The sequence below is a fragment of the Rhodococcus sp. IEGM 27 genome (assembly GCF_033142305.1).
Lineage (GTDB): Bacteria > Actinomycetota > Actinomycetes > Mycobacteriales > Mycobacteriaceae > Rhodococcus_F > Rhodococcus_F oxybenzonivorans.
Genome location: NZ_JAWLSG010000001.1, coordinates 204,398 through 226,884, shown reverse-complemented (window position 1 = coordinate 226,884; position 22,487 = coordinate 204,398). Strand labels below are relative to the sequence as shown.

At 67.6% G+C, this 22,487-nt stretch carries 13 protein-coding genes; 6 read left to right on the top strand and 7 right to left on the bottom strand.

The genetic code is table 11. The features are described from left to right. The first annotated feature begins 118 nt into the window (after window positions 1–118). The 3 genes from recC to recD are packed head-to-tail and all read left to right on the top strand — an operon-like array spanning window position 119 to window position 8,564. On the top strand, window positions 119–3,379 hold the full coding sequence (gene recC / locus R4P95_RS01000) for an exodeoxyribonuclease V subunit gamma (RefSeq protein ID WP_317746713.1): 3,261 nt from the start codon (window positions 119–121) through the stop codon (window positions 3,377–3,379). Beyond that, window positions 3,376–6,699: a UvrD-helicase domain-containing protein gene (locus R4P95_RS00995; RefSeq protein ID WP_317746714.1), complete on the top strand. Its 3,324-nt coding sequence runs from the start codon at window positions 3,376–3,378 to the stop codon at window positions 6,697–6,699. The genes recC and R4P95_RS00995 overlap by 4 nt, the downstream gene beginning before the upstream one ends. Beyond that, a complete protein-coding gene (gene recD, locus R4P95_RS00990) occupies window positions 6,696–8,564 on the top strand; it encodes an exodeoxyribonuclease V subunit alpha (RefSeq protein WP_317746715.1) in 1,869 nt (622 codons plus the stop codon). The genes R4P95_RS00995 and recD overlap by 4 nt, the downstream gene beginning before the upstream one ends. A 34-nt stretch (window positions 8,565–8,598) precedes the next feature. Here recD and R4P95_RS00985 read toward each other — a convergent pair whose 3' ends face one another. The 4 genes from R4P95_RS00985 to R4P95_RS00970 form a co-directional block, all read right to left on the bottom strand. After that, window positions 8,599–9,096, bottom strand: a complete 498-nt coding sequence (locus R4P95_RS00985; RefSeq protein WP_317746716.1) for a DUF4188 domain-containing protein — start codon at window positions 9,094–9,096, stop codon at window positions 8,599–8,601. A 133-nt stretch (window positions 9,097–9,229) separates the two neighbouring features. After that, entirely contained in the window at window positions 9,230–9,709 is a 480-nt protein-coding gene (locus tag R4P95_RS00980; RefSeq protein ID WP_317746717.1) for a pentapeptide repeat-containing protein, read from the bottom strand. A gap of 251 nt (window positions 9,710–9,960) precedes the next feature. Next, window positions 9,961–10,350 (bottom strand): excalibur calcium-binding domain-containing protein, encoded by a 390-nt coding sequence (locus R4P95_RS00975; RefSeq protein ID WP_317746718.1) that lies wholly within the window; start codon window positions 10,348–10,350, stop codon window positions 9,961–9,963. A 249-nt stretch (window positions 10,351–10,599) separates the two neighbouring features. Continuing rightward, on the bottom strand, window positions 10,600–11,688 hold the full coding sequence (locus tag R4P95_RS00970; RefSeq protein WP_317746719.1) for an alpha/beta hydrolase family protein: 1,089 nt from the start codon (window positions 11,686–11,688) through the stop codon (window positions 10,600–10,602). A gap of 105 nt (window positions 11,689–11,793) precedes the next feature. Here R4P95_RS00970 and R4P95_RS00965 point away from each other — a divergent pair, with 105 nt between their 5' ends. The 3 genes from R4P95_RS00965 to R4P95_RS00955 are packed head-to-tail and all read left to right on the top strand — an operon-like array spanning window position 11,794 to window position 14,727. Continuing rightward, a complete protein-coding gene (locus R4P95_RS00965; RefSeq protein WP_317746720.1) occupies window positions 11,794–12,648 on the top strand; it encodes a tryptophan 2,3-dioxygenase in 855 nt (284 codons plus the stop codon). Further along, window positions 12,645–13,880, top strand: a complete 1,236-nt coding sequence (gene kynU / locus R4P95_RS00960) for a kynureninase (RefSeq protein WP_317746721.1) — start codon at window positions 12,645–12,647, stop codon at window positions 13,878–13,880. Before R4P95_RS00965 ends, kynU begins: the two co-directional genes overlap by 4 nt. Continuing rightward, entirely contained in the window at window positions 13,864–14,727 is an 864-nt protein-coding gene (locus tag R4P95_RS00955) for a PaaX family transcriptional regulator C-terminal domain-containing protein (protein WP_317746859.1), read from the top strand. Before kynU ends, R4P95_RS00955 begins: the two co-directional genes overlap by 17 nt. Before the next feature lie 5 nt (window positions 14,728–14,732). On the opposite strand, the gene R4P95_RS00950 is transcribed toward R4P95_RS00955, so the two are convergent. From R4P95_RS00950 to R4P95_RS00940, 3 genes are read right to left on the bottom strand one after another with little or no spacing between them, the layout of a single operon-like run. Continuing rightward, window positions 14,733–15,182 carry a flavodoxin domain-containing protein gene (locus R4P95_RS00950; protein WP_208962239.1) on the bottom strand — a complete coding sequence of 150 codons (450 nt, stop codon included), beginning with the start codon at window positions 15,180–15,182 and terminating at the stop codon, window positions 14,733–14,735. A 37-nt stretch (window positions 15,183–15,219) separates the two neighbouring features. Beyond that, window positions 15,220–16,989, bottom strand: a complete 1,770-nt coding sequence (locus R4P95_RS00945) for a sulfite reductase subunit alpha (protein ID WP_317746722.1) — start codon at window positions 16,987–16,989, stop codon at window positions 15,220–15,222. Next, window positions 16,986–22,478: a glutamate synthase-related protein gene (locus R4P95_RS00940; RefSeq protein WP_317746723.1), complete on the bottom strand. Its 5,493-nt coding sequence runs from the start codon at window positions 22,476–22,478 to the stop codon at window positions 16,986–16,988. The genes R4P95_RS00945 and R4P95_RS00940 overlap by 4 nt, the downstream gene beginning before the upstream one ends. Window positions 22,479–22,487 lie beyond the last annotated feature (9 nt).

The window sequence follows — 22,487 nt, the reverse complement described above, 5'->3', positions numbered from 1 at the left end:
CCACAGGCGAGCGTTGTGTGCGCCGGAACGTATATCGGCCTGAGCTTCGCTACGTAAGTCGGTGCTCTGTGGTAAGTCTGACCCGACACCGGAGTGGGGAGCGAAGGAGGGTGGTGACGTGTTCGTACTGCATCGTGCCGAGCGTTCGACCACCCTCGCCGCCGCGCTGGGCGATGTCCTTGCGACTCCACTTGCCGACCCGTTCGCGCGCGAGGTGATCGCGGTTCCCGCGAAGGGTGTGGAGCGCTGGCTGACGCAACGGCTCTCGGCGGTGCTGGGCGCGCGAGCAGACAACGGTGACGGTGTGGCCGCGAACATCGACTTCCCGTCCCCGACACGGCTGGTGGACGACGCCCTGGCTGCGGCCACCGGACTGTCCGCCGAGGATGATCCGTGGAATCCCGCCCGACTGCTGTGGGTGCTGCTCGACGTCGTCGATGGTTGCCTCGGCGAACCCTGGTGCGCTGTCCTTTCGAAACACCTCGGGTCCGGCCTGTCGGCACAAGATCGAAACGATCACCGGCCGGGTCGCCGTTACGCCACCGCGTCGCACCTGGTGGAACTGTTCCGGAGTTATGCCGCCCAGCGGCCGGCAATGCTCGTCGGCTGGGCGGGTGGCCACGACATCGATGGAACCGGTGGGCCGCTCGACGAGGATCTCGTGTGGCAGGCCGAACTGTGGCGTCGACTACGGACACGCGTCGGCGCCCCGAGCCCCGCGGAACGGCTCGACTCCGCCTGTTCCCGGCTGCGGGACGAGCCCGGGCTCGTAGATCTCCCGCAACGCCTCTCGCTGTTCGGGCCCACCCGCCTCGCCACCGACCAGATTGCAGTGCTTTCCGCACTGGCCGCGCAACGCGACGTACACCTGTGGCTGCCGCACCCGAGTCCGGCCATGTGGGCAACCCTGACGACAACGCAGGAGGTGACTGCCCGCGCCGACGACCAGAGTGCGCTCGCCGTCCGTCACCCGCTCCTCTCGAGCCTGGCCCGTGACGTCCGCGAACTCGAAGCGCGCCTTGTGCGCCTCGACCTCGACGACGTCCACCACGACGCGCCACCGAGTCCGCAGACGCTACTGGGTCGCCTGCAAACCGACATCCGGGAGGATCGGACACCGGTGCATGCCGGGATGGATCCCGACGACTCCGTGCAGGTGCACGCCTGTCACGGGCCGGCCCGCCAGGTCGAGGTCCTGCGTGAGTGCCTCCTTCATCTGTTCCAGGACGACCCCACGCTCGAACCGCGCGATGTCGTGGTCATGTGCCCCGACGTCGAGTCCTACGCACCGCTGATTCGTGCCGCATTCGGCCAGGACGTGCTCGGTCATCCCGGACACCGGCTGCGGGTACGTCTCGCCGATCGTGCTCTGCACCAGACCAATCCGGTGCTCGCGGTGGTCGCGACGCTGCTGGGGCTGGCCGATTCCCGCGTCACCGCCAGTCAGGTACTCGATCTCGCCGCTGCGGTCCCGGTGCGCAAGAAGTTTCGTTTCGACGACGACGATCTCGAACGTATCCGGGAATGGGCTACCACCACCGGTGCGCGGTGGGGGATCGGGCCACGTCAGCGCGCGGCCTACGGCCTCGGCGACTTCCCGCAGAACACCTTCACGACGGCACTCGATCGGATTCTGCTGGGCGCCGCTGCCGACGAGTCGGACAGCGAATGGCTCGCGCTGGCCCTGCCCCTCGATGACGTCGACAGCAACGACATCGACCTCACCGGCAGGCTGGCCGAGTTCGTCGATCGCCTCGACGTCGCCCTGCGAGGACTCGGTGGGCCACAATCGGTGGCGGAGTGGTCGCGGGCGCTGGCCAGGGCTCTGGACCTCCTCGTGGAGGTGGGTGCGGCAGACGCCTGGCAGTCCGCGCAGGCGCGACGCGAATTGGGCGCCGCGATGGAACACGGGGGAGAGATGGTGCTGCGGCTGTCGGACGTGCGCGCCATGCTCGCCGGCAGGCTGGCGGGACGCCCCACACGGGCCAACTTCCGTACCGGCGATCTGACGGTGTGCACGATGGTGCCGATGCGGTCCGTCCCGCACCGTGTCGTCGTTCTCCTCGGGCTCGACGACGAGGTCTTTCCCCGTTCGGCCGGCGTGGACGGCGACAACGCTCTCGCCCGCAATCCTCTACTCGGCGAACGTGATCCGCGCAGCGAGGATCGGCAACTCCTCCTCGACGCGGTGATGTCCGCCGGTGAGAAACTGCTGCTCTTCTACACGGGCGCCGACCCGGTCACCGGTATGGTGCGGCCGCCGGCGATCCCGTTGTCCGAGTTACTCGACACGGTGGCCGTCACGCTCGGCGGCGACGCGTTGAGCCAGGTGATCACCCGTCACCCCCTGCAGCCGTTCGATGCGCGCAACTTCGAGCCCGAGCATCCGTTCAGCTTCGATCGCGTGGCCCTTGCCGGGGCTCGGGCGGCTCGGTCTCCCTCCGTGCCGAATCCGGCTTTCCTTCCGGACCCGCTGCCCGCGCCGCCGCCCGAAGACGTCGACCTGGCAGACCTCATCGCCTTCCTCGTACATCCCACGCAGGCGTTCCTCCGGCAACGGCTGGGTCTGCGCATTCCCGAGGTGGCTGAGGACATCGCCGACGCACTCGATATCGCGCCCGACCCCCTCGCGCGGTGGGATCTCGGACAACGGATGCTCGTCGCGCGGCTCGCCGGAACCGAGCCGGCCGATTTCCGCGCCGCCGAGTGGCGCCGCGGCACACTGCCGCCGTTCAAGCTGGGGGAGTCGGTGCTCGGGGCCATCGAACACGGTGTCGAGGCGCTCGTCGCCGTCAGCGCACCCGTCCATGTGGGTCGCGCGCAGACCGTGGATGTGGACGTCGACCTCGGCTCCGGTCGGCGTCTCACCGGGACCGTCGGCGGGGTCCACGGTTCGGTGATCGCGAACACCACCTATTCACGGCTCGGTCCGAAACATCGCCTCGGCGCGTGGGCGCAACTGCTGGCAGTCGCGGCGTCGGGCAAGGGCGGCGCATGGTCCGCCGTCACCACGGGCCGCGGAGCGTACAGCAGACCCGCGTGGCGTTCCACGTTGACCGCTCCGCCCGACGCCCTCGAGCAGCTCAATCGCCTCGTCGAACTCCGCGACCTCGGGTTGCATGCGCCGCTGCCGATCGCGACCGGTGCCTCGGCGGCCTACGCGGAACGGCGGTACGGCGGAAGCAGCGTCGAGGATGCGATCGAGGCGGCGCGGCGGGAATGGAGCAGCGACTTCGGGGATGCCAAAGACCGTCACATCATTTATGTTCACGGACCCTCGCCGAGTATCAACGCTCTCGGTGATTCGGTGGTGTTCGACGACTACGCCCGGAGACTGTGGGCGCCGCTGCTGGCGGCCGAGACGCTGGCGCAGCCATGACCGACACCCGAGGGTTCGATCTGCTCGGACCGTTGCCGTCGGGCACCACCGTGCTCGAGGCCAGCGCTGGGACGGGGAAGACCTACGCGATCGTCGGACTCGCCGCCCGCTTCGTCGCCGAAGGTGGAATCGACCTCTCGCGACTCCTGCTGGTCACCTTCAGCCGCGCGGCAACCCAGGAACTGCGCGAGCGCACCCGGGAACGCTTCCGCAGTGCGGCAACCGAATTGGCCGATCCTAGGCAAGCCCTCCGCGGCGAGGATCAGGTCATCCGGCACCTGGCCGACGCCGACCCCGAGGAGGTGGCACTGCGACGTCGACGACTTCTCCAGGCTCTGTCCGACTTCGATGCGGCGACCATCGTCACCACCCACAGCTTCTGCCAGCGCATGCTCGACGGCCTCGGCATCGCCGGTGAACGGGACCCCGACGCGGTGCTCGTCGAGGCCGCCGACGACCTCGTCACCGAGGTGATCGACGACCTCTACCTCAGCGCCTACAGCCGTGCCGAGTCCGCACCGTTCACCCCGGCGGAAGCCACCGCCGCCGCACGGGCCGCCATCTTCGATCCCCAGGCCGTGCTCGCACCGGAAGACGCGCGCGGCATCCCCGCAGGTGAACGGGTTGCGTTCGCCGAGGCGGTACGCGCCGAGGTGGAATGTCGCAAACGCGCTGTGGGACTGCGTGACTTCGACGATCTGCCGGCTCTCCTCCATCGCGTACTCACCCATCCCGAACACGGTGCGGCCGCCTGCCGGCGAGTGCAGGACCGGTACGACGTCGTCCTCGTCGACGAGTTTCAGGACACCGATCCCCTGCAATGGGACATCCTGGGTAGAACCTTCCACCGGGGCGGTCAGGCTTCTCGGCGCCGCGCGGGAACGTTGGTGCTCGTCGGTGATCCGAAGCAGGCGATCTACGCATTCCGGGGGGCCGAGGTACTCAGCTACCTCGACGCAGTCCAGTCGGCCGACAGTCACGAAGAACTGGTCACCAACTGGCGCAGCGATCAGGAACTGCTCGACGCACTGGAGTACCTCCACGGGGGAGCGGCCCTCGGCCATCCCGACATCGTCGTGCACCGGGTGGACGGCGCTCGGCCGAAGTCGCGGCTCACCGGGGCGGCACCGCTGCGTCTGCGTTACCTGCCTCGCACCGGCGCGGGTGCGATCAACAAATCGGGCTACCCCGCCGTCGGTCCGCTGCGCAACCGGGTGGCCGCCGACCTCGCAGCAGACATCGTCCGCACCCTCGACGGCGGTGTCACACTCGACATCGGCGGCGTGTCCCGGGCGGTTCAGCCGGGCGACATCGCCGTACTGGTGCGGACCAACGCGCAGATCACGCTGGTGCACGATGCCCTCGACCGCGCCGGGGTCCCGTCGGTCCTCGCAGGCGGAGCCAGTGTGTTCACCACACCTGCTGCGCAGCACTGGCTGTGGGTTCTGCAGGCACTCGAGCAACCGCACCGTTCCGATCGCGTCCGGCTCGCCGCACTCACACCGTTGCTCGGACACACCGCGGAGGAACTCGATGCCCGCGGTGACGACATCGTTGCCGAAGTCGGTGGGTTGCTGCGTGAACTCGCCTCGGTGTTCGCGCTGTCAGGTTTCGCGGCCCTCTTCGAACGTCTGGCGGCGATCGGGCAGCTCGAGGCGCGGCTACTCGCCGTCTCCGCCGGTGAGCGCGCCCTCACCGATCTCCGCCACGTGGCGCAGTTACTCAACGGCGCCGCCGTGGAGCAGTCTCTCGGACTCACCGCCATCACCCGGTGGCTCACCGAACGGATGAAGGATCCGTCGACCGGCGGCGTCGACCGCAGCCGGCGTCTCGACAGCGACGCCGCGGCAGTGCAGATCGCCACCGTCCACGCCAGCAAGGGTCTCGAGTTCCCCCTCGTCTACCTGCCCTACGCGTGGGATGCTGCAAAGAATCCGAAACCGAGCAAGCTGCTGCTGCACGACGAGAACGGGCGGCGCATCCTCGATGTCGGAGGCCCGAACAGTCCGGGCTATGCGGAACGTAAGAGCCGGCACGACGCGGAAGAAGCGGGCGAGGAGCTTCGCCTGCTGTATGTTGCGCTCACCCGGGCGATGTGCGGACTCGTGCTGTGGTGGGCGCCCGCGTTCTCGACGGCGGGTGCGCCGCTGCACCGGATGATCCTCGGCCGCGCGCCGGGACAGCGCGACGTGCCACAGAAAGCGAACGTTTCGGAAGACCCGGTCGTCGCCGATCGATTGTCGGCGTGGGGTGCCGGCGGCCCCGACACCGTGCACGTCGAGCCCGTCGGCTCCGAAGCGGTGCCACCCGCGCAGTGGTCACCGCCCAAAGAGACGGGTGGTGACCTCGAGGCCGCCCGGTTCCAGCGTCTTCTCGACACTCGGTGGCGGCGAACCTCGTACTCGGCGTTGACCGCGTCCGCGCACGAAAGCCCGGCAGTGGGCAGTGAGGCTGAGGTCGATGTCAAAGCGGACGAACCAGACGAGCCGCCGCTGCACGCGCCGGAAGACGGGGGCACCGGTATCGCCTCGACGATGAACGACCTTCCCGGCGGCGCGACGTTCGGAACCCTCGTCCACGCCGTGTTCGAAATCGTCGACACCACCGCCGCCGACCTCGAAGCCGAACTCGTGCGCTGCTGCACCGAGGTGATCGCCTCGACCATGTCGGAGATCGATCCGGCGCGGCTCGCTGCCGCCCTGCTGCCCGTACTGCACACACCCCTTGGGTCCGCGGCGACACGGACGCTCGCGGAGGTTGCGCCCGCAGACCTGCTCGCGGAACTCGAATTCGAGCTTCCCCTCGCCGGCGGAGACACACCCTCGCTCACGGTGATGCTCGACGGCGTCGGCAGACTGTTGCGCACCCACCTTGCCGCCGACGATCCGTTGCGGCCGTACGCGGAGGCCGTGACCACTCTGGAACCCACGCCGTTGCGTGGATACCTCACCGGCAGTATCGATGCCGTGATACGGCTGCCCGGCCCTCGTTACGTCGTCGTCGACTACAAGACGAATCGACTGGCGCAGGGTGAGTTGACCACCGCCCATTACACGCGGGAGCGGATGGCCACGGAGATGATCCGGTCGCATTATCCGCTTCAGGCGCTATTGTATTCTGTTGCACTGCATCGCTATTTGCGGTGGCGGCAGCCTGGCTACGACCCAGCCCTGCATCTCGCCGGCGTGCAGTATCTGTTCGTCCGCGGAATGGTCGGGCCCGATACGCCGCCGGGATGTGGGGTCTTCGACTGGACGCCCCCGGCCGCGCTGGTGACCGAACTGTCCGACCTGTTGTCCGGGATCGAGGCGACGCCATGACCGACGTCCGGGTAGCCCAGCGCGGCAAGGGTGTGCTGCGAATCTTCAACGAGGCAGGAGTGCTCGCGGCTGCGGATGTCCATGTGGCGCTGCGGTTGTCCGCTCTCGCCGGGGAGACGTCGCCGGACGTCTACCTGGCCACCGCCCTCGCGGTCCGGGCAGTGCGGGCCGGCTCGGTGTGCCTCGATCTGACTCGGCTCCGGGAGGTGACGGTCGACGAGGAGTCCGAGGTCGACCTGGACTATCTGCCGTGGCCGGACGACTCCACGGTCATCGAGGCGCTGCGCCGCAGTCCGCTCGTCGTCGGTGGACCGGCCGGACCGCTGCGACCGCTGCGGCTGGTGGACACCGCTGAAGGCGAATTGCTCTACCTCGACCGGTATTTCCGGCAGGAGGAGACGATCCGCCGCGTCCTCGACCAGCGTGCTTCCGGGCACCCCGTCGTCGACGAGGCGTCACTACGCCGCGGGTTGACCACTCTGTTCCGCGATCAGAACGATCCGGCCGGCTCCTCGGCCCCGCCGGATCGGCAACGGATCGCGGCCGCTGTCGCCGCGACCCACTGGACCTCGGTGATCGTGGGAGGACCGGGTACCGGAAAAACGCACACCGTGGCCCGCGTGCTGGCCCTGCTGTCGATGCAGACCGACCGACCACGACGCATCGCCCTCGCCGCACCCACGGGCAAGGCGGCGGCGCGGTTGCAGGAATCGGTGCGTGATCAGGCCGGCGAGCTGGGCTTGCCACCGGATCTGACAGCGATGACGCTGCACCGCATGCTGGGCTGGCAACGCGGACGGGGCAGCCGGTTCCGCTACAACGCCGACAATCATGTGCCCTACGACGTGATCGTGGTGGACGAGACCTCGATGGTGTCGTTGACCATGATGTGCCGGCTCCTCGAGGCGCTGCGTCCCGACACACAACTCGTGCTCGTCGGCGACCCGGACCAGTTGACGTCCGTCGACGCGGGCGCGGTGCTGGCCGACCTGGTGGCTCGACCCATGTCGGGGAAGGAGAATCCGCTACTCGCACGTCTGGTCGGGAAGGACCTGGATGCGGCGGACGACCCGGACGAGGCCGCGCTGAGTGCGGCGGAACGGGATCGGCTGCGCGGGGGAGTCGTGCGGCTCAGCCGGGGCCGCCGTTTCGGCGGTGGCATCGCCCAACTCGCTGTCGCGGTGCGAGACGCGGACGAGGACCGCGTGATGGAGTTGCTGCGCAGCGAAGCCCCCGAGGTGTCGTTCCACGACGTCGATGATCTCGGGGCGCTGCGGAAGGACGTGGTCGACACTGCAGCGGGTGTCACCGAGGCCGCGTCGGGCGGCGATGCCTCGGCGGCACTGCAGCTTTCGGAGGCGCATCGCCTGCTGTGTGCGCACCGGGAGGGTCCGTACGGTGTCGCATGGTGGGCGCGCCAGGCCATGGAGTGGATCGGTGAGGCTTCAGGGCAGCGGCTGGACCCGGAGCGCTGGTATCCCGGTCAGCCGCTTCTGGTCACGGCCAACGATCACGAGACGCGCATCTACAACGGTGACACCGGGGTGATCGTGCGACGCGCCGACGACGAACTCGTTGCCGCCTTCGCGCGCGGCAACGAACCGTTTCTACTGCATCCCACGCACCTGTCGGCGGTGCAGACCGTCTACGCCATGACGATTCACCGCAGTCAGGGCAGTCAGTACGACACGGTGTCCGTGGTGCTACCGGGAGCGGAGTCCTCGCTGCTGACCCGCGAACTGCTGTATACGGCGATCACGCGGGCCCGTCGGCACGTACGGATCATCGGGACGGAGGAGGCGATGCGGGCGGGAGTGCAACGCCGGGTACTGCGGGCGAGTGGGCTGCGGCGGACCTTCCGGTAGACCGGCCCCGCCGGGAGGAGATCGTGATCGTGTCTCAACGGTCGGTGCTGGCGGTCGGTGTGGTCTGGGCCAGTCGATTGCGGGCCCGATTGCCTGCCGGTGTGACGGGAACGCGTGCGGTGAACCGCGCCAGCCCGAGCGCCGGAGCGCCGACATAGATCGACTCCGCGCGATCGACCGAATAGGTTTCGTGCCACACCCCCACTGCTCCCGGCGCCCGGCGGGCCCGTCGATTGAAGGCAGCCCAGGCAGGCCGGTGTCGGGCGTCGGAGTTGCTCGCGTAGGCGTACAGCTTGTCGGCCGAACTCCAGTACTGGATCAACGTGGGTCCGCGCCCCTCGATCGCCAGGCGGTAACCCAGCAAACCCGAGTCGGGGTCCTGCGACAGTTCACGCAACATTCTCGGCATGGCGAGGAAGGCGGGCAGCCACAAATCCGGGCGCCACGGTCGGTTGATGGTCATCCCGATCAGGAAGATCACCAGCTCACCGTCGTAGTGGTGGGTGGAACGGCCGGGTTCGATCGTCGACATCGGATGCCTCCCGAGATTGGATAGCGATACTATCCAATAGTGGATAGTGCAGGTATCCAATGTCAAGGGGTCCGGGCATGCGAGTTGCCGGGATACGCAGTGCGCAGCCCGGTCGTGAGGTCGCGGATGGGGACTACGGGGACGGAGCGGGAGGCGTGACCGGAACGACGGAGGCGAGCGCGCGCTCGTGGGCGTCGGTGGACCAATTCGGGTCGGTCATGATGTCGAGGTCACCGACGATTCGGCCGAATATGTCGATGCCGGTGCTGTACAAGACCATGGCGTTGCGCTGCGAGTCCGTGAAATTCGTGTCCGTGAGGTTGGCGTCGCTCAGATTCGCGAACGACAGGTTCGCTGCCGTGAAGTTTGTGCCGGCGAGATTGGCGAACGTCAGGTTTGCGCCCGACAGGTCGGCGAAACTCAGATTCATGCCCGCGAGGTTCGCCCTGCTCAGATCGGCGCCGGGGCAGGTCGTGCGATGCTCGGGTGTCGGGTCGGCCACGATCGTGCAGCCGTTGATCTGGGTGTCTGCGGAGGCAGCGCCCACACCGCAGGAGAGTGCGACACCAGCGGCCACTGCCACCGCCACAGTTCCGAAATACGTCCTGCTCATGCCGGACCGCCCCCTCGCCGAGAACCTCAACCGTCACCGCCGAACATAGTGCGGAGCGCACTGCCCCGCACGAGGAATGGCGACACCGGTTCGTCGTGCGAGGCGTTGTGAGGCTGCGAGGCGTTGTGAGGCTGCGAGGCGTTGTGAGACACAGACGCACCCCTTCTCGGTAGACGCACCCGTTACGGGGCCCGAAAACGAGTGCGTGGGCACAGAAGGGGTGCGTGTGTGGGTGCGGTGCCGGAGATCGACTACTCGCAGGCGATGCCGTCGTTGTCCCGGTCGAGGTGCGGTGCGTAGCCGTCCTGGCCGCGGTAGATCGGCGTCACGCCGGCGTTGCGAGCCTCGGTGCAGTTCTTGTACCCAGCCCTCGGCGCGGGAGCGGGCGGTGCAGGAGCCACCTGGGGTGCGGGGGCGGCCTGCGGGGCCGGCGCCACCGGTGGTGCGGGTGCCGGTGCTGCCGGGGCGGCGGGTGCGGGCGGCAGAAGCGGGTTCACGGCGTCGGCCGAACCGCTCGGGATCAGTGCGGCGATCTCCGGCGGCAGGAAGTCGAAAACCGTGGACGCCTGCGCGGTCGGCGTAGCTGCCAGGGCAATGGCCGCAGATCCGAAGATGGTGAGAGCTGCACGTCGTGCATTCATGGTGTTTCCTCGTTCATAGGGGTGGGCTGCGACAGGACGCGGGGCCGAATAGGCGAACCGCACTGTCGGATGTTAGCCACGGCATAGCGGAGCGCGAAAACCGGTGTAGGTCAGGGAGGTTCGTTGTCGGTCGAGTGAATGACATTCGTGCCGAGTGACTCGCGCACTTCTTTTCGTCAGACGCACCCGTTCCAGGGCCCGAAAACGGGTGCGTGAGCGCAGAACAGGTGCGTGTGTATGCGCGGGCTTCTACGCGCCGGGGAGCATCCGTGCTTCGATTGCCTCGGCGATGGTGTGCCAGATCCGGCTTGTCGGATCGATGACGGCGAAGTGATCGCCCGGACCCTCGATCAGGGCGACGTCATCGGTGGTCGCCGCGGCGGCCGCGGAGTACTCCCTGCTCATTTCCAGCATGTCCGGTTCGTCCTGCAGGGCGCAGGCGACCAACTGCGGGATGCCGAGGGGGAGTCGGTCGATCGGCGACGACGCCTCGTACATCTCGCGGTCCTCGGACCAGTGATTGCCGACGGCCATCGCGACGGCACCTTCGCCGAGGTGGCGATCGTCGGCAAGTCGCAGGTTGAGCACACCGGCGAGGCTGACGGCGAGCGCGAGAGGAACCGCTGGCGCATCGGCGGCGGCCCGAAGCGCGAGCTGAGCGCCCGCCGAGTGGCCGAGCGCGACGAGGCGGCTGGGGTCCACACCCGGGAGAGTCGCTACGGCCGCAACGGCGGCGGCGACATCGGACGACATGTCCGCCCAGCGATGTGCGGTGTTCCGTCGATACTCGACGTTCCACGTGACATACCCGCGGGCGGTCAGATCGACCGCGAGGGCATCCATCAGGTCGAACTCCCACAGTGTGCGCCAGAACCCGCCGTGGATGAGTGCGACGGCGGGGAAGGGGCCGTTCCCGTCCGGGATTCGGAGTTCGGCGCGCTGATCCGGGTGGCTTCCGTACCGGATCATCGTCCCGGGATGGAAGCGGTGGTGGTACCAGCTGTCGACGGCGTACCGCAGGCCGTCGAGTCCTCTGCCGCGTATGTGGGTGCGGACGCCCGCCGAGCGATCGGCGTCGCAGTCACCGAAGTCGATGCGAGTCACGCCGCCTTTCGGGGGTGTGAAGGATTTCCCGGTTCCGGGTACGACGATGAACTCGCCTCGCCTCGCCGCCGAAAGCATGGCCCGGTCCAGCGCGGTGCCGTCTCGGGTGAACGTCAATTCGCCGGTCAGCCCGCGCGCACTCAGTGCCCGGTGCAGGAGCTCTTCCGCGGTTCCGCGGTGTGCCACGACCCCGGGGGCGAAGACGACATCGACTCGGCGACTGGGTGCATTCACGGATCCACCGTACTTTCCGATAATGACATCTGCCTAACGTTCGCCACGATTATGTAATATGAAGGGCGAGGGCCCGGTACTCGAACACCAGCAGTGAGGACAGTCATGGGCGTGCAGGCCAACACCAGAGCCATCGAGAAAGACATCGTCACCGACTTCAGCGAGCGCATGAGCTATGGCTCGTACCTGGACCTCGACACCCTGTTGAGCGCCCAGAAGCCGGTGAGCCGCCCGGAGCACCACGACGAACTGCTGTTCATCATCCAGCACCAGACCACCGAACTCTGGTTGAAGCTCGTCCTCCACGAAACCCTCGCGGCGCGTGCCTCTTTCGACGACGACGACATCGGTAAGGCGCTCAAGTGTGTGGCGCGCGTGAAGCACATCCAGAAGACGCTGACCGAACAGTGGTCGGTCCTCGCCACGCTGACTCCCACGGAGTACTCCGAGTTCCGCCAGTTCCTCGGCAATTCGTCCGGGTTCCAGTCGTACCAGTACCGCGCCGTCGAGTTCGTGCTCGGCAACAAGAACGCGGGAATGCTGCAGGTGTTCGAAGCGGATCCTGCCGCCCACGATCTGCTGGGGCGGCTCCTCGCCGAGCCCAGCCTCTACGACGCGTTCTGGCAGTGCCTGTCGCGGCTCGGGTACGACGTGCCGGCATCGGCGCTGAACCGCGATGTGACGGCCGCCTACACGCTCAACGAGGACTTGATGCCCCTGATCAAGTTCGTCTACGAGAACCACGACGACCACTGGGCCGTTTATGAGGCGTTCGAGGAGTTCGTCGATCTCGAGGAGAACTTCCAACTGTGGCGCTTTCGGCACATGCGCACGGTGCTGCGCACCATCGGTATGAAATCCGGGACCGGAGGATCGAGCGGAGTGGGATTTCTGCAGAAGGCACTGGAGCTGACATTCTTCCCGGAACTGCTGGCCGTGCGCACCGAGATCGGACGATGATGACCACGTCCACCGAAGTGCTGACCGCCCGCGCCGAGCACCTCGACGCCGCGGACCCGCTGCGTTCCTACCGTGACCTGTTCATCGGCGCCGATGATCCTGCGGTGGTGGCGTACCTCGACGGCAACTCGCTCGGACGGCCCACCCGAGCGAGTGCCGAGCGGATCAACTCCTTCGTCACCGGGGCGTGGGGTGGCCGGCTGATTCGCGGCTGGGACGAGGAGTGGTTCGAACTCCCGATCACCATCGGCGACACCCTCGCGCGGGTTGCGCTCGGAGCGGCCCGGGGGCAGACGACCATCGGTGATTCGACGACGGTCCTGCTGTACAAGCTTGCCCGCGGCGCCCTCGCGTTGCGGCCGGGGCGCACCGAGATCGTCGTGGACCGCGACAACTTCCCGACGGACCGGTACGTGCTGGAGTCCATTGCCGGAGAACTCGGGCTCACGTTGCGATGGATCGAGTCGGATCGGCGCGGTGGCGTCAGCGTCGACGACCTGGAATCCGTCGTGTCGGAACACACGGCGCTCGTCGTTCTCAGTCATGTCGCATACCGCTCGGGTTACCTGGTGGACGCCGCCGGGGCCGCGCGCGTGACTCATGAGGCGGGCGCACTACTGCTGCTCGACCTGTGTCACTCGGTGGGGTCGGTTCCACTCGAGCTCGACAGCTGGGGTGTGGATCTGGCGGTCGGGTGTAGCTACAAGTACCTCAACGGCGGGCCCGGGTCACCCGCGTTCGCGTATGTCCGAGCCGAGCACCAGGGGAAATTCGTGCAGCCGATCTGGGGTTGGATGGGTCGCGACAACCCGTTCGCGATGGCCCAGGGCTACGAACCGGCTCCCGGTATCCGTCGGGTGATCAGCGGAACGCCGTCGGTCCTCGGCATGCTCGCGATGCAGGACACTCTCGCGCTGATCGACGAGGTCGGAATGGCGGCCATCCGGGCCAAGTCGGTGGCACTGACGGAGTACGCGCTCGAACTCGTGCGAACGTTGCTGTTTCCGCTGGGCGTGGAGATCGGATCGCCGGAGGATCCTGCCGAGCGGGGTGGTCACGTCATCATCGATCACCCGCAGTTCGAGGCCGTCATCGAGAAGCTGTGGCGCAAGGGCGTCATCCCCGACTTTCGTGCCCCCCACGGGTTGCGTCTCGGCCTCAGCCCTCTGAGCACGAGCTTCTCCGAGGTGTGCGCCGGAACACTGGCGATCCGTGATGAACTCACCGCCTGAACCGGCAAGCGCGATCCTCGACGACTTCGATTCGCGACCCGGCAGCGCGACGTCGCTGATCCGAACCGTCCTCGGCGCGTACGTGCGCGACCTCGGCGGGTGGGTGGCGATCGCGGACTTCGTCGGATTGATGCAGGCCGTGGGCATCCCGTCCGAATCGACGCGCATCGCGGTGACCCGCTTGAAGAAGAAGGGGGTGCTGCGGGCCCGCGTCTGCGACGGGCGGAACGGGTACGAGGTGACCGAGCAGGCGGAGGCGATGTTCAGCCGCGGCGATCCGCGCATCTTCGGCTTCCGTCAGATGGCGGAAGGCGACCCCTGGCGTCTGATCTCGTTCACCATTCCCGAAACGCAACGGGCCGCGCGACACCAGTTGCGCAGGCGGCTCGGGTGGATCGGGTGCGGAACGGTGTCACCGGGTCTGTGGGTTGCCCCCGAATATCTCGCGGAGGAGGTGGGGGACATCGTCAACGCGCTGGGCCTGTCCGCGTATGTGACCACCTTTGTGTCGACGTCGATGTTCGTGCCCGACTCGACAGCGGATGCGGCAGCGAGGTGGTGGGATCTCGACGGCATCGCTGCTCGCCACCGGGACTTCCTGACCCATCACCGCGCCGCTCTGTCGACGACAGAGCAGGTTTCACCGCGCGAGGCCTTCGTTCGGTTCGTTCCGCTGCTTGACGAATGGCGGATCATCCCATACATCGACCCGGGACTGCCTGCCGAAATGTTGCCCGACGACTGGCCCGGCTCCGACAGTGTTCGCCTGTTCGCGTCGGCGCGGGACCGCTACCTCACCGGAAGCCGAGAGTGGGTGCGCAGCATCCAGTCCCGACTCCCGGCGTGAGGCGGCTATCCCAGAAATTCCTCGCCGATGATCTTGGCCCATTCCTCGGCCTGGTCCTTGGGGCGGATGCTGCTCGAGCCGTCGTGCCGGCCGTGTTCGCCCACCTGGACGGCGCCGAGCGAGACGAGCTTTTCGGCGAGGATTTCGCCGCCCCGGTTGTAGGTGTCTTCGTAGACCTTGTCACCGAGGCCGAAGAGCGCGAAGCGCAATCCGTTCAGGTCCGGTTCGTCCTCGTCGAGTCCTTCGAAGAAAGGTTCAGCGCCGGTGGGCAATTCACCCTCACCGTAGGTGGAGCACACGATGACGTGGAAGTTCTCCGGGTCGAGATCGCCGGCGTCGTACTCCATCATGTCGTACAGGGACGTGTCGTCGTAGGCGCCGAGCACGTCGGCGAGATGATCGGCAACCAGTTCGGCGGTACCGCCCTCGCTACCGTACAGAATCACCACTGCCATGGTTCTTGCTTCTCCTCGTAAGTCGGTGCGGCCGTGCTCAGTACACGTCGCGTAGGTAGCGCTTGTCTTTCTTGAGCTTGTTGACGTACTCCGACGCGTCCTCGGCCGAGAGACCGCCGTGGGTGGCGATCACCTGGTGCAGCGCGCGGTCGACGTCCTTCGCCATGCGGGTGGCGTCGCCACACACGTAGAAGTGGCCGCCGTCCTCGAGCCAGGCGAAGAGCTCCTTGCCGTTTTCGAGCATCCGGTTCTGGACATACACCTTCTCGGCCTGGTCGCGGGAGAAGGCCAGGTCCAGGCGGGTGAGGAGACCGCTGTCGCTCATGGCCCCGATCTCGTCCTCGTAGATGTAGTCGGACGCGCGGTGCTGGTCACCGAAGAACAGCCAGTTGCGTCCCGCCGCGCCCCGCGCCCGGCGTTCCTGCAGAAACGCGCGGAACGGTGCGATCCCGGTTCCGGGGCCGACCATGATCATCGGCGCGTGGTCGTCAGCGGGCACGCGGAACGACTTGTTCTTCGACACGAAGATTCCACCGGTACCGCCCTCGGCGACGCGGTCGGCCAGGTAGGTCGAGCACACACCGCCGCGGTCGCGCCCCGCGGAGGTGTGCCGGACGCTGGCCACGGTGAGGTGCACGCTGCCCGGGTCGGCGAGGGGACTCGACGAGATGGAGTACGCGCGGTGCTGCAACGGCTTGAGCACGCCCACGAACTCGTCGGCGGTCATCGACAGCGCGGGAGCGAGGAGGAGCAGATCAAGGACGTCCTTACCCCACAGCCACGCGTCGAGTGCCTCCTTGTCGCCGTGCCGGAGAACGTGAGTCAGTTCGTCGTTTCCGGCCCGCTTCTCGATCTCGTCGAGGAACTCGTGCGACGGCGTGGAGATTTCGTAGCTATGCATCAGCAGATCGCTGAACGGGCGTTCCTTGCCGGTGACGGCGGCGTCGGCAGGAATGCCGAGCCGTGACACCAAAGCGTCCACGAGCTGCGGATCGTTGACCGGCATCACACCCAGGGCGTCGCCGGCCTCGTACTCGAGACCGCTGTCGGCGAGCGCGAACTCGTAGTGCCGGATCTCCTTCGCGGAGGCGTCACCCGACAGTCTCCGATTGACGGCCAGCGTGGACACATAGGGGTTCTTGCGATTCCACTGCGAACGCTTACGCGCGGGCTTCGCGTCCGGTGTCGCGACATCGGCCACCGGCGACTCCCCGCGAATGCCCTCGACTGCCGCCAACAACGGCAACGTTTCCGCCACCCATGCGGCAGCGGCGTCCTCGTAGTCGACGTCGCAGTCGACGCGCGGAGTGACGCGGCGGGCGCCGAGCTGCTCGAGCCGGGTGTCGATCATCTTGCCGGCCTGGCAGTACCCGTCGTAACCGGTGTCACCGAGTGCGAGCACCGCGAAGTCCGTGGCCTCGAGACGGGGCGCGGTCTCGGCAGACAGTGCCTGCCAGAACAGTTCCGCGTTGTCGGGCATCTCGCCCTCACCGTAGGTGGAGGTGACGACGAGAACACGCTGCATCGACGCCAGGGCGTCGACCTCGACGTCGTCGAGCGCACTGACCACCGGGGCGAAGCCGTGCGAACGTGCCGCGGCGGCAGCATCTTCCGCGACGCCCTCGGCATTGCCGGTCTGGCTGCCGTACAGCACGTGGACAGCGGGGAGTTGCCCACCGGAGGCGGCGGGTGCGGCGGAGCTGCTGCCGACCGCGAGACGCGAACTCATTCCGGCCAGGAAGCCGGTGAGCCACACGCGCTGATCGTCGCTGAACGGCGCGTCCTGAGGGATGTACGGCATTTTCATGAGGGAACAGCGTCCTTCGTGGGGATCAGGTCGGGCAGAGCGTGCTGAGCGAACAGTTCCTCGAAGCCGGGCAGCCGGCCGATCTTGTCGACGTTCTTCGCATCCTGGTGCAGGATCCAGCCGTACGTGCCGGGCGCGTCGATGGACCGGACGTTGCGTTTGCGCAGGGCGTCCTTGTAGTCGGCGAGGCGCTTGGCCGCCACCATCACCGCCAGGTCCTCGTCGCTGTAGTCCTTCAGGGCTTCGCGGGCGTACCGCTGCAGTCGCTGCATCAGGAAGAAGTCCTCGGTGAGCAGCAGATTGCGCACGGCCTTGTCGACCGCCGGATCGGACGGGTCGGTGGCGCCCGGCAACTTCGACAGCGCCATTTCCTGCGCGGCATTGAGCACCGTGTAGTTGTTGAGCAGCGCGAACATGGCTTCGGTGTCGGCCTCGCCGTAGCCGGGAACGGCGCCGCCCAGAACTGCGCGTCCGTCGCGGTAGTCCAGCTTGAACTTGCGCACCTGGTGGGCCACCAGCGCGGCCGCGAGTTCGTCGGCCAAGTCCTTGCGCGACTTGGCTTTCAGGATCTCGTCGCTGTCCTGGTACTGCAGCAGTGCACGCGGCATGCCGTACACGAAGTTGTGCTGTTCGGTCTCCCAGTTCTCGAGAAGCCAGGCCGCCTTCGCGGACCCGGTGGCCTCGAGGTGCCAGCCGAGCAGCAGGTGCACAGCATGGTGGTGCAGTGCCGCGTGCTCGTCGTCACCGGTGATCGCACCGAGCAGGATGGAATCGGCACTGGCCTTGCCGGCGAGCTTGCCCTCGGGGTCGTACTGGTAGACGAACCCACCGCTCATGCCGTTGCCGACACCCTTGCCGAACCCGCCGAGGTTGAGCACCGCGCCGTTGGTCATGTACTCGCAGGCGAAGTCGCCGACGCCCTCCACCACTGCGGTGGCGCCCGAGTTGCGGACGGCGAAGCGGTCACCGGCCTGACCCTCGACGAACAGGCGTCCGCCGGTGGCCCCGAACAACGCGAAGTTGCCGATCAGCACGTTGCCGCCGGCTGCGGTCGACCCGCCGCCGGGGGAGCGGACGACGATGCTGCCGCCACACGCCCCCTTGCCGACACCGTCGTTGGCGGTGCCGGTGTGGACCAGAGACATTCCGTCGTTGCAGAACGCACCGTACGACAGGCCGGCGGACCCGGAGGTGGCGATCCGGACACTGCCCTCGCGCAGGTAGCCGCGACCGCGCTCGTCACGCAGTACCGCCGGCAGATCCTGTTCGGTCAGTTCGTGATTGAGCATGCGCTCGATGTCGACGGCCAACTGTGCGCCGACGCTCTTGTTGCGGTTGCTCAGGCGTACACCGTCACCGAGGTCGACGGTGCGCTCGCCCTGCTCGACCAGCGCCGCCCGCAACTGGACGAGCCAGCCGTCGTCGAGCGTGTAGTCCTTCTCGAGGTATACCGGATCACCGATCGTGACCTCGTCGACTGCAGCGAGCATCGCCCGCAGGTCGAGCTGGCCGACGCTCGAGGGGTGATCGAGCAGGTGCAGCAGGTCGGACCGGCCGCGAGCCTCTCGCAGCGAGGTCATGCCCAGTTCGGCGAGCACCTCCCGCGTCTCGTGGGCGATGTTGAGCAGGTACTGCGCCATCGCCCGCGGGTCACCGTCGAACAGTTCCGGGTTGGTGGTGAGGCCGGCGGGGCACTTGACGTTGCAGTTCTTGGCCATGACGCACTTGAGCATCATCAGCGCGGTGGTCCCGAACTCGAAGCTGTCGGCCCCGAGAAGCGCAGACTTCACCACGTCACTCGCCGTCTGGTGCGCGCCGGAACACCGGAGCAGCACCTTCTGCCGTAAGCCGTTGGCGCACAGCGCCTGGTGAACCTCGGCCACGCCGATCTCGGCGGAACGCCCCGCGTACTTGAGGCTGGTGACCGCAGCGGCGCCGGTGCCGCCGGTGTTGCCGGCGACGTTGATGACATCTGCGCCCGCCTTCGCGACACCGACCGCAATGGTCCCGATGCCCTCCGACGACACCAGCTTGACGATCACGCGGACCCGTGCGGCCTTGCAGTCGTGGATCAGCTGAGCCAGATCCTCGATCGAGTAGGTGTCGTGGTGCGGGGGCGGGGAGACCAGTTCGACGCCGGGGGTGCCGCCGCGCGCGGCCGCGATCTCGACGGTCACCTTGGGGGCGGGCAGCTGCCCGCCCTCACCGGGCTTGGCGCCCTGCGCGATCTTGATCTCCAGCTCTTCGAGCATGGGATCGGCCAGGTAGCCGGCCCACACACCGAATCGGCCCGAAGCGAACTGCTTGATCCGCGAACCGCGGATGGTGCCGTAGCGGGAGATGTGCTCGCCGCCCTCACCGCTGTTCGACATTCCGCCGACCATGTTGGTGCCGTGCGCGACAGCCTCGTGCGCATTGGAGTTCAGCGCGCCGTGGCTCATGGCCCCGGAGGTGAGGAACGGCGTGATCTCACTGGCCTTCTGGACCGTGGCGAGCGGGATGCTGGGCGGTGCGGGGCGCAGCAGGGCCAGGCATCGCAGTGCCTCTCCGGACGCCCGTACCACCAGGGCGTCACCGTCGATCCGGTGCTCGCACAGGTGGTCGCCGAACCGCAGGACCAGTGACTCGCCCAGTGCGGCAAGCACGGTGGGGTCGCCGGCGTGCGGGCCGGTGAGCCGCAGGCGGAACTCGTCGTCCCCGACCTGCTCGGAGGCGAGCCCACGGACCGCGAAGCTGTTGTTGCCCTTACGGGAGAACCGGCCCATTTGCCGGCGGAACTCCTGCGCGGTGGTGAGGAATGTGACGTCGGCGGGCAGGTCGAGAACGTCCCGCAGTGCGGCGGGGCGACGGGTGCGCTCCTCGGCCATGGTCCGGATGAATGCCCGGTAGCCGGGTGTGATTTCGAACCCGTCGATCGCCTCGGGGGTGAGCTTTTGGAAGCCGGCGTTGCGGTAGGCGTCGTCGTCGAGACCGAACGCGTCCTCGAGCCGGTTCAAGGGAAGCAGGCGGAGGGACTCGGTGTGGTCCTGGGTGCCGGCGGTGTCGAAGGCGATCGGTTCCTCGGTGAGGTCGACGAAACCGCGCACGGCAGCCGTGCCGTACGAGTGCCCGGCACCTTCTGCGCGTTCCTTGAAGAGGCCGAGCAGGGGGACGTCCTTTTCCCCGGTGACGGTCGCAGCCTTTGCGTGCCAGTCGGCGACGGCCTGGGCGATCACGGCGAATCCCACGCCGCCCACGGGCGTCTTGACGTTCGCGAAGAAGCGGCGCAGGACCGGGTCGTCGGTGTCGAGGTAGTTGGGTTCGAAGAACTCACCGCCGATGTAGCTTTCGGCGGTGCACAGACCCACCCGGCCCATCGTCTTCATCAACGACTTCTCGGCCGCCTTGGCGAAGCGGGTGAACGCCTCGTCCGCGTTGTCCGCGAACTTCTCCTCGGCCCGCAACCGGACGGCGAGGGGGTAGATCGCGGCGGCGCCGAACCCCAGGGCAGCGGCGACGTGGTGCGAGGACGAAATCTGCCCGCTCTCGGCCACCACCGACACCCGCAGGCGCAGACCCGCCTCGATCAGCCGCTGATTGACGGCCGAGATCGCGATGATCATCGGCAGGGCCGCGCGGTCCGTGGCGACGTGCCGGTCCGTGAGGATCGCGATGCCGCCGCGCTCCCGGGCGAATGCCTCCACCTCGTCGCACAACCCGTCCACCGCCGCCTCGAGCGCGGCCGCGTTGGCAGCGGCGTCGCCGGGAACAGGGCTGTACAGCATCGGAAAACGCTGCACCGGTGTGTCGGTCTGCTTGCGGATCCGCAGCATGTCCAGATGAGTGAGGATCGGCGACGGCACCACGATCTGCGGGGCAGACTCCGCACCACTGTGCAGCTTGGCGCCCAGCGCGACTCGCAGAGTCATGCCGTCCGACTCCCGGATGCTGTCCAGTGACGGGTTGGTGACCTGTGCGAAGCGCTGCGAAAAGTACTTCGCCACACCGCCTTCCTGATCGGACAGTGCGTTGATGGCGTTGCCGTAGCCCATCGCGGAGATCTTCTCCTGACCCGAAGCCAGCATCGGGTCCATCATGAACTTGAAGCTTTCCTGGTTGTGCGAGTACGCGACGTACCGCTGATGGCGTTCCAGGTCGCCGTTGTAACGCAGTGGGCCGGGCTCGGCCTCCACCTCGGGCAGGGCGTCGATCGTGCGGCGCGCCTCGGCGACGAGGGCGCGGTAATCGTGCCGTGCGGCCAGCAACTCGAGCGCCTCGTCGGAGGAGTACGCGCGGCCCTCGCGGTGGTCGAAGTACAGCATGCCGCCCGCCTCGATGCGGCCGCGGTGACGCACCGTCTCGGGGTCGAAGTCGATCTGCCCGGCCTCCGAGGTGACGCACAGGAAGTCGTCGGTTTCCACGCTGCGCAGCGGACGCAGCCCCAGGCGGTCGAGGCGCGCTCCGACGACGGTGCCGTTCCCGAAGATGACCGCGGCCGGGCCGTCGTTTTTCTCCTCGTAGAGCGAGAAGTACTCGAGCATTGCCCGCACCTCGGGGGAGAGGTTCGTGTCGTTTTCCCACGCCGGGGGCATCATCGACACCACGGCGGTGACGAGGTCGAGGCCGTCCTCGACGACCCGGCTCTGCAGCGTCTGATCGAGACGGCAGCTATCCGACTGGCCGTGCGGACGCACGATCTCCCGGTTCCGGGCACGGGCCACGGCCGTCTCGGAGAGCCGGTTCTTCTTGTCGGTGTTGAGTTCGCCGTTGTGCGCCATGAGCCGGAACGGCTGCGCCATCGTCGGGTGCGGGTCGGTGTTTGTGGAGAACCGGGTGTGGAAGAAGAGGGTGTGAACGGCGTGCGCCGGATCGACCAGGTCGCAGAAGTACGGGATCACCTCGTGCGAATTGAGGCGACCCTTGAGCACTTGGGTGCGGGCGCTGAGCGAGAGCGGGTACATCCCGGCGAGGTCGGGCTGGGTGTAGGCGACGGCCTCGATGGCGAGCAGGGCGTCGTGGATGCGGCGGTCGAACTCGACCCCGTCCGTACACGCCTCGGGAGCGGTGAACACCCACTGCCGAATGGGCAGCTGGTACTTGATCGCGGCCGGACGCAGGACGGTGGCGTCGACGGGGACGTCACGTTCGAGCAGCACCTCGAAGCCCTGCGCGGCGAGTGCCTGCTCGATGACGGCCTCGGCGTCGGCGTGGAACGCGACGTCGGTGGGGAGGAAGAAGTTGCCGACACCGAAGCGGCCGGCTTCCAGCTCACCCCGCCCGGTGAGGGCGCGGAAGAAGGGCACCGAGAGGTCGACACAGATTCCGGCCCCGTCGCCGACGCCCTCGGCCGACATGCCACCACGGTGAGGAACAGCACACAGGGCCTCGTTGCCCAGGGTGAGAATCTCCGGGGTCTGCACGCCATCCTTGCGGGTGATGAAGCCCACGCCGCAGCTGCTCTTGTCGAGCGTCTTGTCGTACAGGCCGAACTCACTGGCACTCGTCTTCAACCGACTGTC